Below are 16,054 nucleotides of genomic sequence, written 5' to 3' on the forward strand. Positions count from 1 at the left end.
CGAAAATGAACGCAAATACAATTGGAAATTATAGAAAGGTGATGCCAAAAACCATTGTTAGAAGTATTCTAGGCAAGCGTCCGGCCTGATTGCCGGTGACTTGCTGCCATCGAGAGTGAACCCAAAAGGAGGAAATCTTGGCTGATCGCCCGACAATGACAACCAGCGCAGGATCACCAATTCCTGATAACCAGAATTCCCTGAGTGCAGGCGAGCGTGGCCCGCTTCTGCTGCAGGACTACCAGTTGATTGAAAAACTGGCGCATCAGAACCGTGAACGTATTCCGGAGCGTGCCGTTCACGCCAAGGGTTGGGGTGCCTATGGCACGCTGAAGATCACTGGCGATATCTCTCGTTACACAAAGGCCAAGGCGTTGCAGCCGGGCACTGAAACGCCGCTGATCCTGCGCTTCTCCACCGTGGCCGGTGAGCAGGGCGCCGCCGACGCCGAACGTGATGTGCGCGGTTTTGCCATCAAGTTCTACACCGAAGAAGGCAACTGGGATCTCGTTGGCAACAATACGCCGGTGTTCTTTGTGCGCGATCCGGTCAAGTTCCCTGATTTCATCCACACGCAGAAACGTCATCCGCGCACAAATATGCGTTCGGCAACTGCCATGTGGGATTTCTGGTCGCTATCGCCTGAAAGCCTGCATCAGGTCACGATCCTGATGTCCGACCGTGGTCTGCCAACCGACGTTCGTCACATCAATGGTTATGGTTCACATACCTATTCCTTCTGGAATGATGCCGGTGAACGCTACTGGGTAAAGTTCCACTTCAAGACCCAGCAGGGCCACAAGCACTGGACCAATGAAGAGGCCGAAACCGTCATCGGTAAAACCCGCGAGTCGACGCAGGAAGACCTATTCAACGCGCTGGAAGCCGGTGAATATCCGCGTTGGACTGTACAGGTTCAGATCATGCCGGAACTGGATGCCGAAAAGACAACCTATAACCCGTTCGATCTGACCAAGGTCTGGCCACATGCCGAGTACCCACCGATCGATATCGGCGTGATGGAGCTGAACCGTAACCCGGACAACTACTTCACCGAAATCGAAAACGCTGCCTTCTCGCCGTCCAACATCGTGCCAGGCATCGGTTATTCGCCAGACAAGATGCTGCAGGCGCGCGTGTTCTCTTATGCGGACGCCCACCGTCACCGCCTCGGTACCCACTACGAGAACATTCCGGTCAACGCTCCGAAGTGTCCCGTGCATCACTACCATCGCGATGGTCAGATGAATACTCACGGTGGTATCAAGACCGGTAACCCGGATGCCTATTACGAGCCAAACTCGTTTAATGGCCCGGTAGAACAGCCGGCTGCAAAAGAGCCGCCACTGCGTATCTCCGGTGATGCCGCTCGTTACAACCACCGTATCGGCAACGACGATTACAGCCAGCCGCGCGCGCTCTTCAACCTGTTCGATGCAGGCCAGAAGCAGCGCCTTTTTTCGAACATAGCTGCAGCCATGGGTGGTGTGCCGGGCTTTATCGTTGAGCGCCAGCTTGCGCATTTCCGCCAGGTTCATCCGGACTATGAAGCCGGTGTAAGAGCTGTCCTCAAGGCCGCTCACGGTTATCAGGCCGATACTATCAGCGCGGCCGAGTGAGACTAAACTGCCAGTTGAAAACGGAAAGCCGGGCTTTTGTCCGGCTTTTTGCTGTTTTCATTAAAAAGCCCGCAACGCAGTTCAACTTTCGTCAAAAAAGCTCATGCCATATCGCAACCATTGTGGTGGCAAGGGAGCTACCCGCATGTGTTTCAGGACGGGAAACAATATGCCAAGACGTGGTACGCCAGAACGCATTGAACCAAGAAAAACGCCACAACAGGATCGCAGCATCCAGCGCGTTAATGCCATTCTTGAATCGGCAACCAGACTGATTACCAAAAGCGGTGTCAGTTCCCTGACCATGACCGCTCTCGCCAAAGAGGCCGGTATTCCAATTGGGTCGATCTACCAATATTTTCCTGAAAAAGCCGCCATCCTGCGTGCGCTGTTCGACATGATCTCGAACCGTGTCGAAGATCATGTCATTCGGTCGCTGGACGAGGCGACGTCACTGGATGAACTGAAACAGCACGTTTTCGTTTTAATTGATTGGTATTATCAGGAGTGCCGCGAAAACCCCATCTATCTCAGCATCTGGCTGAGCATGGAGATGGACAAGGCGCTGGCCAGGTTGAACATTGACCAAAGCTATCGGTTGGCAGAGATTTTCATCCGTTACACCTCATCATTGCGCAGTCCACGTCCGGGCGAAGATTATGAAGCCCGCTGTAAACTACTCAGCTATTTTCTCGGCTCCTGCATGCGCTTGTCGCTGCTGAGTGATCAGGATGAGGCGCAACGTCTGTTGGCGGAGTGCAAGGTGCTGATCGGTGAAAGCATCTAACACCGTTCAGACCGTCGCTCACCAACCCGGCAGCATATGTCCGGCCCGCAGCCTCGGCATCTTCGGATAACTTTTGACATCACTATCCAGATCATCGGTTGCCACAGCCGTCAGTGAAATATTGTCGAGGCAGGCCGAGATATGGTCGGTAATGGCGTTGGCAAGTGACGGCGAAATGCCCGGACGTTTCATCAGGCCGATTTGAACGGGCGGAAGTGGCGGGAAGCCATCACTGGCGGTCAGTACCTTCATGCCGGTCCTTAAAGCCGATTCCGGCAGGACCGAAACCGCCATGCCTGCGAGAACCGCTGAAGCGATAACCGTAGACGACCAACTGGTAAACAGAACCTGATAATCGCGACCATCGGCATCCAGCGCTGAACAGGCAAGCTGGCGCCAGTGACAGTCACGACGGCCCACGGCAAGCGGTACCGGCGCATTGTCGCGCAAGGGATGGTTGGCGGAGGCCACCCAGCAAAGCGGTTCGGTGCGCACCACGTCAGAAATACGGGCGCGGGGATTATGCGTCACCAGTGCTATATCAAGTTCGCCACGGGCCATTTTTTCCGCCAGGCTGACGGATGGTTCGCAGACAATGTAAAGTTCGACATTGGGGTGTGTCTTGGCAAAACGGCCGATAATTTCTGGCATGTACCGGTCGGCGTAGTCGTCAGGTGTGCCGATGCGCAATGTGCCTTCCAGACGATTATCATCGAAAGCTGCGATTGCCTCATCATTCAGACGAATGATGCGCCGCGCATAATTCATCAGCTTCTCACCTTCGTTGGTCAGGCGGTTGCCGCGCCCGTCCTTGGTGAACAGCTGTTTGCCGATCCGCTCCTCAAGACGGCGCATCTGCATGGACACCGCAGATTGCGTTTTGAAAATACGATCCGCAGCCTTGGTGAAGCTGCCTGTATCCACGATGGCGATAAATGTGTGTAGCTGATCGATATCAAGCGGGGCGGACATGGTGCATCCCATAAGAACCATTGATGACTAACATTAAAAACATTCGTTGGACTGATCAATGGGGCTGCGTCATTAAAGGTGCAACTAAATGACGATCAGGACAGTAAGCCTGATGGTCGCAATCGTGCCAAGGAAAGGATCTCATCATGAGCACGGCAGACCAGATTATTGCAAGCGGTATTTGCCAGCCGGAAAAGCGTGTCGAACTACGCAATGTTTCCCGCTTCGGCATGCGCGTGAATATGGTTTGGCGCAACCTCGTGACCCGTTTCCAGGTCAACCGCCTGACCGATCTCGATGATCGAATGTTGGCAGATATCGGTATTGTTCGTCAGGACGTACTAAAAGCCCTGAATGTGGGCTTGCTAGATGACCCCGCTCAGCAGTTAATAAAGGCAGCGGAAGTGCACGCGACCCAACGGTTCGCTCGCAAGACGCTCTGATTTTTTGAGTTTTCCCCGCAGGGTGATTGCCAATAGCCCTGCTTTTGCCCGGTGCCAGGCTATGCCGCACCGGGCTTTTTTTGTGCCCGGTGTAGCAAATTGTCTTGCCGGTTCAATGGGTTCAATGAGCCAACACTGCTGACGCAAATTCAGTACTGGTATTCTTCGTAAGCCGGATCAACCGACTGGTTCCAGCGGCCGTTATAGGCAGACAGCATGTCTTCTGCGAGTGTGGTCTTCTTGGCGATAACTTCATCAAGAGTGGACAGGAAAACTGTTTCGTCCTGACCTTCCGCGTTCAGTCTGTTGCGGTTTTTCAGGCCAAGGTGAGAAATTTTCAGAACTTCACGACCAATATCCAGCAGGCTATGGCCGGTAATTTCTGCCTTCAGTGCCTTGGTCGGCACATCGTCACGCAACTGATTGACCTGCTCGAACGACCAGTCCTTGGTCAGTTCATCGGCAGCCGACAGGGCCTCGTCGTCATAAAGTAGACCCACCCAGAAAGCCGGCAACGCACAGATTCTGCGCCATGGGCCACCGTCTGCACCACGCATTTCAAGAAAACGCTTGAGGCGAACGTCCGGAAACAGCGTCGAGAGATGGTTTGTCCAGTCACCGAGTGTTGGCTGCCAGTCGGCAATTTCACCCTTCAATGCGCCATTCATGAACTGGCGGAAGGTGATGTGTGTGCAGTTGTGATATTTTCCGTCACGCACGACGAAATACATCGGCACATCCAGCGCCCATTCGACATAGTGGTGGAAGCCGAAATCTTCTTTCAGGCTAAAGGGTAGGATGCCGGAGCGGTTGTTGTCCGTATCGCGCCAGATATCGCCACGCCATGAGAGCTGACCATTCGGCTTGCCCTCGGTAAATGGCGAGGAGGCGAACAGGGCAGTTGCGAGTGACTGCAACTTCATGCTGACGCGCATCTTGCGACGCATATCCGCTTCCGACGAGAAGTCGAGGTTCACCTGAATGGTGCAGGTCCGGTACATCATGTCCAGACCCTTGCTGCCGACCTTCGGCATGTAGTCGGTCATGATGGCATAACGGGACTTAGGCATGCGCGGTGTGTCGGCAAAGCTCCAGGATGGCGTACCGCCCATACCCAGAAAACGAATGCCCAGCGGCTCTGCAATGTCACGTAGCACGGCAAGATGCTGGTTGGATTCCTTGCAGGTCTCGTGAATATTTTCCAGCGGTGCACCGGAAAGTTCAAACTGGCCACCTGGTTCGATGGAAATGGCGCCCATGCCGGTGGGTTCGGCAAGGCCGATGATGTTTTCGCCGTCCATGATTGGTTCCCAGCCTAGCCGGGATTCCATGCCCTTCAGCAGGGCGGAAATGCTCGCGTCGCCAAAATAGGGCACAGGCTTATGTGTGTCGCGAAAAAACACGAACTTCTCGTGTTCAGTCCCGATGCGGAATTTCTCAACCGGCTTGTTGCCGCCTGCCAGATAGTCTGTCAGTTCCTGTTTTGAGGAGATCGGGGTCTGATCGGTAGTATCGCGAGCCATTGATGTAACCTTACTGCGCAACGTCTGTCTGTCATTCAAAAAGCCAGATAGGGCGGGACGATAGCCTCTGCAAATGAATTTCTTTCAATCATGGTTTAATGCCGATAATCGCCATCGACAGGATTGATTATTGCCAGTCTCCGATGGCCGCCTGAATAACCGCAAGTGCGGCAACAGCAGCCGTATCCGCCCGCAAAATCCGTGGGCCGAGTGGTATCGGCGTCACGCTTTGGTGGTTGCGAAGCAGCTGTCTTTCTTCTTCGGAAAAGCCGCCTTCCGGGCCAATCAACAGCGCAAGTTGGCGCTCCTTGATACGTGACAGAACGGGCAGGGGGTTCTGGCCCTCGTCGCCTTCATCGCAATAAATGATGCGGCGTGACGATGGCCAGTTCTCCAGAAGCTCACGCAGCTTCACTGGCTGCTGCACCTGCGGAATGGCCAAGATGCCGCACTGTTCGGAGGCTTCGATTGCGTTGGCCTGCAAACGTTCCAGATTGTTGATCTTGCCCTGTACATGCTGCGTCATCACCGGTTGCAGAATGCCCGCACCCATTTCGACAGCCTTCTGGATCAGGTAATCGATACGGCCAACTTTCAACGGGGCGAAAAGATAATGCAGATCGCAGGGCGCTGGCTGCGGCCGGGTCTGTTCTTGCGGCACCAGCACGATTTTCTTTTTTGACGGGAAGGCCAGACGCGCTTTCCACTCGCCATCACGGCCGTTAAAAATCAGCACCTCTGCGCCGTCCGTCATGCGCAGCACATTGGCCAGATAGTTGAACTGTTCACTGCTGGCGGCAATACCGGTGCCGAGGATAATGGCATCCTCGACATAAAGACGTTGCATGCGAAAATTGGCGCGCATTTTCTGCTCTTACATTCCGTTATATGAAGAGCCGGAACATAACCCAATAAAGCCAGGCTGCAAGAGTGGCGCTTGCAGGAACCGTTATCATCCAGGCCGCAATGATGGTCATGAAATGCGAACGGCGCACCAGATAACGTCTGCGCATTTCCACGGTGTCCGTTTCAAACACATTGTCGGTTACGCGGATCGGCTGTGCACGCACCGTAAGTTTACGGCGCTTTGAATTGCGGGTGTACCACTCACGGAAAAAGCCGACCCCAAACACCGCTCCGACGGCGGTATGTGTGGTACTGACCGGCATGCCGAGCCAGGATGCCAAGAGAACGGTCAGCGCTGTTGCGAGGGAAACGCAGAAAGCGCGCATCGGGTTAAGCTTGGTAATCTGTTCACCAACCAACCGGATCAGGCGCGGCCCGAACAGCAGAATACCGCAGGACAGCCCAAATGCGCCGATCAGCATGACCCACAACGGCACGTCAACGTCATTGCTCATCGAGTTGTTCTGCACGGCCTGTACGATTGCAGCCAAGGGGCCGACCGCATTGGATACGTCGTTTGCACCATGAGAGAAAGACAGCAACGCAGCAGAAAAAATCAGCGGTATCTGAAACAACTGGCGCAGGGACTGATTGCGGTTTTCAAGCCCTATCGACTGCTTATTGACAAAGGGTGCGCTGGCAAGCCAGGTAAGACCCGCACATAGCAATCCGATTAACAAAGAGGTGCCAACAGAAATCTGCACGATTTGCTGTACGCCGATCAGGGCCAGATAGCTCGCAAATACACCGGCCAGAATTGCCGACAGGATAGGCACCCAGAAACGTGCCGCTGCAACCTTGTCGGTGCGGTAGATGATGAATTCCTTGATGAAGGCCAGGAATGCGATGGCAACCAGTCCGCCCAACAACGGAGAGACCATCCATCCTGCGGCAATGCGCGCCATGGCAATCCAGTCAACGGCGTCAAGGCCGGACGCTGCAATGCCTGCACCGGCAACACCGCCAACAATCGCGTGCGTGGTAGAAATTGGTGCTTTTAGCCAAGTCGCGAGATTGACCCACAAGGCCGCCGCCAGCAGGGCTGCCATCATGATCCAGACGAGGACGTCGGCATTGGCGACGTCGGACGTGTCGATAATTCCGCTGGAAATCGTGTGCACAACTCCGCCGCCCGCTAAAAGCGCGCCGGCAATTTCAAAAACGGCCGCAAGCACAAGTGCTGCGCCCATGCTGATGGCTTTTGCGCCTACCGCCGGTCCAACATTGTTGGTCACGTCGTTGGCGCCGATATTGACGGCCATGTAGGCTCCGACAGCACCAGCCGCGATAATGATCCAGACCCCCGGGCTATTGCTGACCGACGCACCCGCAAAGAAACCTGCAACGATTAGAAACAGCGTTGCGGTGGCATAGTTCGCAAATTGCCTGGCAAGATAATGGGTCGCCGCCTCGACATTGGTCAGCTTGTCTAGGTCTTTGTCCAGTGTACGTTTTGTTAAGTCTGGCAATTCCATAGCCATCGTCACCTCTATGCCGGGTATCCTTTCATCCGTGGTTCAGGCGGCTTAAGGGAGGGTAGGAAAACTCATGATAACACGAGGCCTGCGAACGGAGCGCCAGGATAAAGCATTCGTTATCATGATGGGGAATATCGGTTAGTTTATGGAGCCCGCAAAATCAATATGGACGGCCCCCAAAGTGGCTATTCTTATCAGATTTTGGCTGGAATGACTGTAGAAATGCGTTTGCCGAAAGAACGAATAAGAGTTTTTAACTCCGGTTCGTTGACGCGGCTAGCAGCTTCTTCCACGGAAACCCATTCAAGTCTACGGCTGTTCTTTTCAGGGAAGTTCTTGATCAACTCTTCAACTTCCAGTGCATGAACTTGTACCTTGCAAAGAACATTCATGCCGTTGGACAGTTTTTTCTGGTATTCGTAGAAGCCGAGAATTTCTTTTTCGACCTTACCTTTTACGCCAGCTTCCTCATAGGCTTCCTGCGCAGCAACTGTATGTGCCTGCTTGCCTTCCATCGGCCAGCCCTTCGGAATAACCCAACGTCCGGTATCGCGGCTCGTCAGGACCAGGATCTCAACGCCGCCCTGCTTTTTCTTGATCCGGTAACACAAAGCCGCATATTGCTGACGCGGTGGACGGCGCAGCATGAGATAAACGTCATTGGTCAATCGGCTAAGTAGGTTCAATAACGGAGTTTCCTTCCATTTGGGCATGCTTAAATATAAGCGATGTCGAATATTATGCGCAAATCATGAAAATACGATGATTCTCGATAGTCTGCGCTTGGAAAAGGACCGTCAATATCCTGTTTGCGCCATTCCGACGACGTTCCACCGGAAATTTACGGTTCACGCGCAAGCAATTGGGTAAGACCCTCAATAACACCATCGGCCATCGGTAATTTTACCATCATCAACCGATCATTTGTGTTGCCAAGCTGACGCAGCTCTTCCAGCGCATTGGCGACGATAATGCCGCGCACACCGGGAATTTCAAACATGGCGCGGTCGTTGCCGGTATCGCCAGCCACGATGATATCGCTTGGTGCGATGCCCAGCGATTTTGCAAGCCAAAGGGCTGCATAGCCCTTGTTGGCATTACGTGGCAGTACGTCCAGATCTCGACTGCTGGAGTACACGATCTGGGCTTGAAGCCCCGCATGTTCAAGCTGCTGTTGAATGGCGGTAAGCGCATTCTGCGTTGAATCGTAAAGATACCAGCTTGATTTCAGCGCGTGCTGATACTCATCCGGCTGCTTCTTTATGCCGTCTACACCAGACATGATGCGTTCGACGGAATGGCTATTAAATCCGTCGGCGATAGCCAAACTGAAGTTGTCGGAAATGCCGGTATTTGTCTTGTGGTGCAACATCGTGCCGACGCCACCAATAATGAAGTCCGGTTCGGGCAGGCCGGTTTCGTCAATCAGCGCAAGCTGGTCATCCACCAGACGACCGCTGTTGTAAACCAGTACCGGGCGAATATCGTCGGGCAGGGAATGCCAGAAACGCGCAAAGCGACGCGTCGCCTCCGGGTTTCCGACAACCGTGCCGTCAAGGTCAGTCGAAAAAAGCCGCATCAGTCGCCGTCATTCCACGGTTCTGCCCAATCGGCTTCTTCCAGCACCGGCATCATGCTTCTCCCTTCCACCAGCGCCAGCACCTGCTGTGCAATGCCGGTCCAGGTAAACAAGCTGCGAGCCTTGTGGGCACCCATCCGCGACAGGCGGCCATAGAGCCTTTCATGTTTGAAGGGCTTCATCATGGTGATGCCCAGATCCTCCTTGTCGAAAGGATCGGCAAACAGTGCGTGACGACCATAACTGACCGCCCGGAACAAACCACCATGAATGGTCACCACAGTTGGTGTGCCACTGGCCATTGCCTCAATGGCGGTCATCCCGAAAGGTTCGTAACGGCTGGAAAGAACAAACAAATCGGCTGCACGGTAAATATCTGGCAAATCCTCATCTGACACGTAGCCGGAGAATACGACCTTGTCCTGCAAACCGAGATCATCAACCCTCTGCTTGAGTTGGTTGAGGATTGTTGTTTCCTGCGGATCCATGTTCTCGCCGCCAACGGCCAGATGCAGGCGAGCTTCCGGTTCGCGTTCCGCAAGAACCGAAAAGCCGTCAATCAGCAAATCATAACCCTTGTTGGTCGCCAGCCGACCAAGCGCCAGCACGGTTTTGCCCTCGAAGCCAAAACGACTGCGCAGCATCTGACGGGATGCTTCTGACACAGGGAAAAAGCGGTTGTCATCATAACCGGGCGGAATCATGTGCACTTGCTTGCGCTTGAGATTGTAGTCCTCAAGCAGCATGTCCAATTGTATGGGGGTCGTGGCGATCACCAGATCGCAGCTGCGATAGACGATCAGCTCGTGCTGGATGCGTTCCTTGAAGTTGAACTCTAGGTCGAAACTATCTGCCTTCTCCGGATAGTCGGTCTCCATCTGGCGTTTTTTCCAGATGCCGAGGGAATGCGGCGTATGCAGGTGTGGCACCTTAAGCGCTTCGGACAAGCGTTGACCCGCGACACCGGCGTCCCAATAGTGACTGTTGATGAAGGAATAGGTGAGGTTGTTTTTCTTGATGAACCGCAGCGCATTCTCACACCATTCCATCATGTGGCGGTGCAGATATTCCTTGGGAATAAAATCGCTGCCGCCGCAGGGAATACGGACCACGCGAACGCGTTCGTCCACCTCGTCGAATTCCGGCTGATCTTCAAAGCGCCGTGTATAGAGGTCCACAGTATAGCCAAGCTGCCCAAGTTTTCGGGCAAGTTCAAGCACATAGACAACCTGGCCACCGGTGTCCGCGGCGCCCAGGGGAGGATGGGCGGCCACATAGCCATGGGTCGAAACGAGTGCAATCCTTGGATAGCGATCCTGATCGGTCATGGGAAATATACATCCATCTTGGTATAATTTTTCAACTAATGAATGCAAATGCGACTTCATTGAAAAAGTTCCATCGGAATGGTGCGATTTCTGGTTTTTTTGTATTTCAACATAAAAACGAAGATGTCATCGCTCCCAGTAAGGGACCGGCGCGTATAATGTTGTAAGGTAGTCGATGAACAGGCGCACTTTCGCAGGCAACAGTTTGCGACTGGAATAAATTGCCGACAGCGAGACGTTTTTCGATCCCTCATAATCAGGCAAAACCTGAACGAGCGAACCGTCACGCAGTTCCTGCCCGATATCCCACGTGGAGCGCAGTGCAATGCCAAGACCGGCGATGACAGCTTCACGAATAACTTCACTCGAGTTGGTGACCAGCATGCCGTCGGGCCGCAGTGTCACAGCGCCATCCGGTCCCTCAAGCCGCCAACTGTCGTTGTTATGGGCCGGTAGACAACGATGGTGGGCAAGGTCGCTGATGTCCTTCGGCAGTCCGTGTGTCGCGATGTAGCTGCGGGAGGCGCACAATACGCGGCGAACCGGTGCAAGACGCCTCGCCACAAGGCTTGAATCATTAAGGTCGGCGATGCGGATGGCGAGATCAAAACCGCCGGCCACAAGATCGGTGAACTCGTCGCTTAGCACCAGATTGATGGCAAGGGCGGGATTGGCATCCATGAATGGTTTGAGATGGGGTGCGATATGCAGGCGCCCGAACGAGGTGGGGGCCGAAATTTTCAACGAACCTGAAATGGCATTGGCGCGTCCGGCGACAAAATCCTCTGCCTCGCCCAGACTGACGAGAATGCCTTGAACGCGCTCATAAAAACCCTGACCCGCTTCGGTCAATGAAAGCTGACGGGTGGTGCGCTGGAAAAGACGGACGCCAAGGCGTTCTTCAAGACGTTTGATGCGTTTGGAAATAACCGCTGGCGAATACCCGAGGGAACGCGCTGCTTCTGACATGCTGCCGCATTGCGCCACGAGATTGAAGACTTCAAGGTCACCAAGATTGGTCAAAATCTTTTCCATTTATGCCGGAACGGTCATCAATCCAATAGCAGCAATTGCTAGCCACGTCATCGGTCAGGCAAAGACGTTCCCGACAAGTCAATCTGGTAAAATTCCAAACACGCCCTAAATGTTGTAGGCGGAAGCAAATGTTATGAATAGCGGAGGTATTTCATGGCAGACCCTATGTCCAACGAACCGGTACGCTCGCCTGACGATAACTGGCTCGAACCTGGCAAAACCAACATCCAGCTTGTTTACATATTGTATCTGCTCAGCTTCGTAGTCGGCATTACCAGCATTGTCGGAGTTGTTATCGCCTATCTGAACAAGACAAAGGCGACCGGCTGGATGCAGTCGCATTACACCTGGGCTATCAGGACCTTCTGGATAGGCATTCTCTACGGCTTCATTTCGCTGATGCTGACAGTCGTTTTCATCGGTTTTCTGGGCATGCTGGCCACGATTATCTGGGTCGTTGTCCGTTGTGTCGTGGGACTGCAAAAAGCCGGTAATCAGGAACCGATCGCCGATCCCTACAAGTGGTTGATCTGAAGAATAATTCACCCGGCGCCAAAATCGCAAAACCATGACAGGGCGTCGTCCACCCTGTCATGGCTGGTGCGTCAACCACCGAAAATGGTGCGCAGAATATCAATGCCGCGATCGTTGAACGATACGTTGCCCTGCTTGTTACCCGGACCGACAACGATGACCTTCGTGCCAATATCGGCGCGGGCATACAGATGTTCGACATCCTTGTTCATCATACGGATGCAGCCGGACGACATATTCAGACCGATTGTCCACGGCTGGTTTGTGCCGTGAATACGGAAGATGGTGTCGCGTCCGCCCTGATAGAGATAAAGCGCGCGTGCGCCGAGCGGATTGTCTTCGCCACCCATTTGAACGGCTGGCAGAATGCGGCCTTTCGCGGCTTCGCGGCGTCGCATTTCAGCGGGCGGGGTCCATGTTGGCCATTCCGCCTTACGGCCGACCTTTACAACACCGGACCAGCCAAAACCATCGCGTCCGACGCCAATGCCGTAGCGGGTCGCGCGGTTCTTGCCTTCAACGAAATAGAGAAACTTATTGTTGGTATCGACGATGATCGTGCCGGGCGTTTCGCTGGTGGAAAGACGAACTACGCGGCGTTTGTACTTTTCCTCAACTTGCTTTTTCTGGATTGCCACCGGCTGGACATCGGTCCCTGCGGGTACGTTCAATGCCTTGTCGGCGAGTGTGACTGCCTGTGCGGATGGTACGGAAATCACAGCCAGTGCTGCCATCCCCATGGCTGATGCAAGAAGATCTCTTCGGTTCATCTATGCTCCCCTCAAACCTGATACAGGCTGAAGTTAGCCAAGCCGCCCATGAACGCAAGTCTAAACGTGCATGCGTTCCGGCAATACACGCTATACTGCCGGAATGTCGTGTTCTGTTTGTCGGATTTAAAGCCTTACATGACGATAACCTTGGTGCCGACATTGACGCGCTCATAGAGGTCGGTCACGTCCTCATTGCGCATGCGGATGCAACCGGACGAATTGTTGCTGCCGATTGTCCATGGCTGGTTGGTGCCGTGAATGCGGTAGAGGGTCGAGCCGAGATACATGGCGCGTGCACCCATTGGATTTTGCGGACCACCCTCCATGAATGCTGGCAGATAATGACCCTTTGCCGCTTCGCGGGTGATCATTTCTTTCGGTGGTGTCCAGCTTGGCCATTCCGCTTTGCGGGTAACCTGGTGGGTGCCCGCCCATTCAAAGCCGGGTTTGCCAACGCCAACGCCGTAACGACGTGCCTTGCCATCGGCCAGAACCAGATAGAGGAAACGGTTCGGCGTATCGATAACGATTGTGCCGGTCGGATGCTGTGTCTGGTAGGATACGATCTGTGGCAGGAACTGCGGCGCGATCTGTGCCTTGGCCGGTGAATTTGGTCGTACAGCAACCTGCTGCACACCGGCCGGACGCTGGCTTGTCACGCCATTATACTGGCGGGTTGGACGAACATTGACCGCCTGCTGGCGCTGGTAAACCGGCTGACGTACCGTCTGGCGCTGTGGTACCACCACAGGACGTGCACTCCCGCCACCAAGCTGCATCAGCCACGGTGCCGAAAGATCGGGGCTGACAATAACCGGAGGCCGTTCGCGATAGCGGTCATTTGCCAAAGCGGCTGAAGAAAAGACAGAAACAAGGCTTAATGCCAGACATAGAGACTTCATCGTCATCGGATCTACTCGTTACATGCACCGAAACATGTTTCGACGTTCTCACTTTCGGACAAGCGAATGGTAAATGCCGATTAATTAAAACAGGCGTGATCATGGAAACCTTGTCGTAAGGTTACCGCGGGGTTTTGAAACAGGGTGAATCAATGGTAATTCCATGGTGATTTGCACGAGGGATGGCATCAGATGAGTGAAAATGGGCTTCTGACGGGTCCGGATGGACAAGTGCGCTGCTCGTGGCATCAGGGGCTTGAAGATTACCGTCACTACCATGATGAAGAGTGGGGCAAGCCTGTGGTCGATGATATCAGGCTTTTTGAGAAAATCTGTCTTGAAGGCTTTCAGTCTGGCCTGTCCTGGCTGACGATCCTGCGCAAGCGCGAGGCGTTCCGCGCGGCCTTCAGTGGGTTCGATTTTTCCATCGTTGCAGCTTTCACTGAGGATGATGTGAACAGGTGCCTGGCCGACAAAGGCATTGTGCGGCATCGCGGTAAGATTGTTTCCACCATCAACAATGCGCGACGTGCGCTGGACCTGAAACAGGAATTTGGCACGCTGGCCCATTATTTCTGGAGTTATGAACCGTCTGCGGACCAGCGTCCGGCGGTGTTCGATTATCAGGAACTGAGAGCCAACCCGACAACACCAACCTCGGTGCGATTGTCTAAAGACCTGAAAAAACGTGGCTGGACATTTGTCGGCCCGACCACCGTTTATGCTTTCATGCAGGCCATGGGCATGGTCAATGATCATATCGAGGGTTGTTATTGCCGGAACCGGGTGGAAAAACTGCGCGCGGAGTTTGTACGTCCTTGAGCGACGAGTTGAAAAAACGCCAGTTTCTGATGTTGCTTCTTGCATCATGTGCAGCGCCAATCACGGCAGTGGCACAAGATGAGAGGCCGTCATGGCTCAACCCTGGCGAAGTGCTGAAAGATCTTGGCTCTTTTGCGCCGGGAGGTCTGCATGTCGGCGGCTGGACGCGTCAAGGCAGAGGCAATGTCTACCGTCTCAATGTCAAGTCGGGCGACGCCATGCGGATCACGCTGACGTCCTCGAGCGAATTCTTGAATTTTGCGGTTTTCGATATGGCCGATCCCGATGACGACGCAATTTTTTTCAGTGATGCCGGGGTGAAGGTCGCCACTCTAAAGGCTGACAAGGATAGCTGGTGGCTTATCCGTCCCATTCTTATCCTCAGTGCACCACGCCGCGGGTTGGGTGCACATTACGATTTACGTATCGAGAAAAACTGACGCCGATGCCTGCGTCTTTACTGATATGAGGGGGAATGCGCCCGTCAGGCGCATTCCCTTTTTATCGTTTAGTGGCCTTTGCTTTTCAGCCATTCCTTCATCATGGCAATCTCGCCTTCCTGCGCCTTGACGACCTCTTCGGCCAGCTTGCGAATTTCAGGATCCTTGCCGTATTGCAGCTCAATGCGGGCCATATCGATAGCGCCCTGATGGTGCGGGATCATGCCCCGTACGAAATCCACGTCGGCATCACCGGTAAATTCCAGGGACATGTCGCCGTGCATCTTGTCATTCGCTTCCATGAACGCCTTGGTCGATGGGCTCTCTTGCGTTTGGGCCGCCGCGCCATGACCGGCATGGCTGTTGGTGTCTTGCGCCAAGGTTTGGCCAGCGAGCATCGCAGCAAAGGCTGCCGTCAAAAGAAGTGTTTTGGTCATGAGTATAAATCCTGAGTTCTCATTGTTTCAGGGTAAAGCGGATGATACGCGGTTTTGATTTTGAACGATGAAAAAATCAGGATCGGGGAGGCGGGATCGGTGGCGCAGAGCCGGAGGTCAGGAAAACGTCACCAAAATCCGGTGTGGGATAGGCGAAGATGTGTTTTCCACTCTCGAAAACAGTGATGTGCGGTGCTGTCGTCAGACAGGCGGTACACAAGTTACTGTGTTTCATGTCTCCGCGGTGCGGGCAGGGTTCGCCTTTCTGGGTCGCCTGCTGCTGATGCGCGGAAGTGTGGTCGAGCTTTTTATGATCTGAATGTGAGGATTTATCGCCTCTCATGTCCTGCATGATGGGGCGAACGTTCATCGGCTCAATGAGAAAAGCAGACTGTGCCGGGATCGACCCGTAAAACAGCCATGCCAAGATCATCAATGCTTTTGCCGCAAATCGCATAGGCTGATTTAAAGCCGGC

General features: G+C 53.9%; 18 protein-coding genes. 6 read left to right on the forward strand and 12 right to left on the reverse strand.

The window, feature by feature from the left end; genetic code table 11:
- The first annotated feature begins 137 nt into the window (after positions 1 to 137).
- Together katA and IB237_RS02730 are read left to right on the forward strand one after the other, a co-directional pair.
- On the forward strand, positions 138 to 1,619 hold the full coding sequence (gene katA, locus IB237_RS02725) for a catalase KatA (RefSeq protein ID WP_192487062.1): 1,482 nt from the start codon (positions 138 to 140) through the stop codon (positions 1,617 to 1,619).
- Between the two features lie 169 nt (positions 1,620 to 1,788).
- Positions 1,789 to 2,406, forward strand: coding sequence for a TetR/AcrR family transcriptional regulator (locus tag IB237_RS02730; protein ID WP_192487063.1), 618 nt, complete (start codon positions 1,789 to 1,791; stop codon positions 2,404 to 2,406).
- A gap of 18 nt (positions 2,407 to 2,424) precedes the next feature.
- On the opposite strand, the gene IB237_RS02735 is transcribed toward IB237_RS02730, so the two are convergent.
- Positions 2,425 to 3,378: a LysR substrate-binding domain-containing protein gene (locus tag IB237_RS02735; RefSeq protein WP_192487064.1), complete on the reverse strand. Its 954-nt coding sequence runs from the start codon at positions 3,376 to 3,378 to the stop codon at positions 2,425 to 2,427.
- A gap of 146 nt (positions 3,379 to 3,524) precedes the next feature.
- On the opposite strand from IB237_RS02735, the gene IB237_RS02740 reads away from it, so the two are divergent.
- Complete coding sequence (locus IB237_RS02740; protein WP_192487065.1) at positions 3,525 to 3,821, forward strand: DUF1127 domain-containing protein; 297 nt, start codon at positions 3,525 to 3,527, stop codon at positions 3,819 to 3,821.
- Positions 3,822 to 3,970: 149 nt separating this feature from the next.
- Here IB237_RS02740 and IB237_RS02745 read toward each other — a convergent pair whose 3' ends face one another.
- From IB237_RS02745 to IB237_RS02775, 7 genes are all read right to left on the reverse strand, one after another.
- Positions 3,971 to 5,344 (reverse strand): glutamate--cysteine ligase, encoded by a 1,374-nt coding sequence (locus IB237_RS02745; RefSeq protein ID WP_192487066.1) that lies wholly within the window; start codon positions 5,342 to 5,344, stop codon positions 3,971 to 3,973.
- Positions 5,345 to 5,471: 127 nt separating this feature from the next.
- Positions 5,472 to 6,209: a 16S rRNA (uracil(1498)-N(3))-methyltransferase gene (locus tag IB237_RS02750; protein ID WP_192487067.1), complete on the reverse strand. Its 738-nt coding sequence runs from the start codon at positions 6,207 to 6,209 to the stop codon at positions 5,472 to 5,474.
- A gap of 19 nt (positions 6,210 to 6,228) precedes the next feature.
- Complete coding sequence (locus IB237_RS02755) at positions 6,229 to 7,731, reverse strand: inorganic phosphate transporter (RefSeq protein WP_192487068.1); 1,503 nt, start codon at positions 7,729 to 7,731, stop codon at positions 6,229 to 6,231.
- 191 nt (positions 7,732 to 7,922) lie between these two features.
- Entirely contained in the window at positions 7,923 to 8,414 is a 492-nt protein-coding gene (locus IB237_RS02760) for an NUDIX hydrolase (protein WP_192487069.1), read from the reverse strand.
- 155 nt (positions 8,415 to 8,569) lie between these two features.
- Positions 8,570 to 9,307: an HAD-IIB family hydrolase gene (locus IB237_RS02765; protein ID WP_192487070.1), complete on the reverse strand. Its 738-nt coding sequence runs from the start codon at positions 9,305 to 9,307 to the stop codon at positions 8,570 to 8,572.
- Positions 9,307 to 10,635, reverse strand: a complete 1,329-nt coding sequence (locus IB237_RS02770; protein WP_210323805.1) for a glycosyltransferase family 1 protein — start codon at positions 10,633 to 10,635, stop codon at positions 9,307 to 9,309. Before IB237_RS02770 ends, IB237_RS02765 begins: the two co-directional genes overlap by 1 nt.
- Before the next feature lie 126 nt (positions 10,636 to 10,761).
- Complete coding sequence (locus IB237_RS02775) at positions 10,762 to 11,658, reverse strand: LysR family transcriptional regulator (protein ID WP_192487071.1); 897 nt, start codon at positions 11,656 to 11,658, stop codon at positions 10,762 to 10,764.
- Between the two features lie 165 nt (positions 11,659 to 11,823).
- Here IB237_RS02775 and IB237_RS02780 point away from each other — a divergent pair, with 165 nt between their 5' ends.
- Positions 11,824 to 12,204 (forward strand): DUF4870 domain-containing protein, encoded by a 381-nt coding sequence (locus IB237_RS02780; RefSeq protein ID WP_192487072.1) that lies wholly within the window; start codon positions 11,824 to 11,826, stop codon positions 12,202 to 12,204.
- A 71-nt stretch (positions 12,205 to 12,275) separates the two neighbouring features.
- On the opposite strand, the gene IB237_RS02785 is transcribed toward IB237_RS02780, so the two are convergent.
- Both IB237_RS02785 and IB237_RS02790 read right to left on the reverse strand, forming a co-directional pair.
- A complete protein-coding gene (locus IB237_RS02785; RefSeq protein WP_246787617.1) occupies positions 12,276 to 12,974 on the reverse strand; it encodes a L,D-transpeptidase in 699 nt (232 codons plus the stop codon).
- A 134-nt stretch (positions 12,975 to 13,108) separates the two neighbouring features.
- On the reverse strand, positions 13,109 to 13,885 hold the full coding sequence (locus IB237_RS02790) for a L,D-transpeptidase (protein WP_192487073.1): 777 nt from the start codon (positions 13,883 to 13,885) through the stop codon (positions 13,109 to 13,111).
- Positions 13,886 to 14,071: 186 nt separating this feature from the next.
- On the opposite strand from IB237_RS02790, the gene IB237_RS02795 reads away from it, so the two are divergent.
- Both IB237_RS02795 and IB237_RS02800 read left to right on the forward strand, forming a co-directional pair.
- A complete protein-coding gene (locus IB237_RS02795; RefSeq protein ID WP_192487074.1) occupies positions 14,072 to 14,701 on the forward strand; it encodes a DNA-3-methyladenine glycosylase I in 630 nt (209 codons plus the stop codon).
- Positions 14,698 to 15,141, forward strand: a complete 444-nt coding sequence (locus tag IB237_RS02800) for a hypothetical protein (RefSeq protein WP_246787619.1) — start codon at positions 14,698 to 14,700, stop codon at positions 15,139 to 15,141. The genes IB237_RS02795 and IB237_RS02800 overlap by 4 nt, the downstream gene beginning before the upstream one ends.
- A gap of 68 nt (positions 15,142 to 15,209) precedes the next feature.
- On the opposite strand, the gene IB237_RS02805 is transcribed toward IB237_RS02800, so the two are convergent.
- Both IB237_RS02805 and IB237_RS02810 read right to left on the reverse strand, forming a co-directional pair.
- Positions 15,210 to 15,578, reverse strand: a complete 369-nt coding sequence (locus IB237_RS02805; RefSeq protein ID WP_192487075.1) for a DUF305 domain-containing protein — start codon at positions 15,576 to 15,578, stop codon at positions 15,210 to 15,212.
- 76 nt (positions 15,579 to 15,654) lie between these two features.
- Positions 15,655 to 16,011, reverse strand: a complete 357-nt coding sequence (locus tag IB237_RS02810) for a hypothetical protein (protein ID WP_192487076.1) — start codon at positions 16,009 to 16,011, stop codon at positions 15,655 to 15,657.
- Positions 16,012 to 16,054: the final 43 nt, after the last annotated feature.

This window comes from Agrobacterium sp. AGB01 (assembly GCF_014851585.1).
Lineage (GTDB): Bacteria > Pseudomonadota > Alphaproteobacteria > Rhizobiales > Rhizobiaceae > Agrobacterium.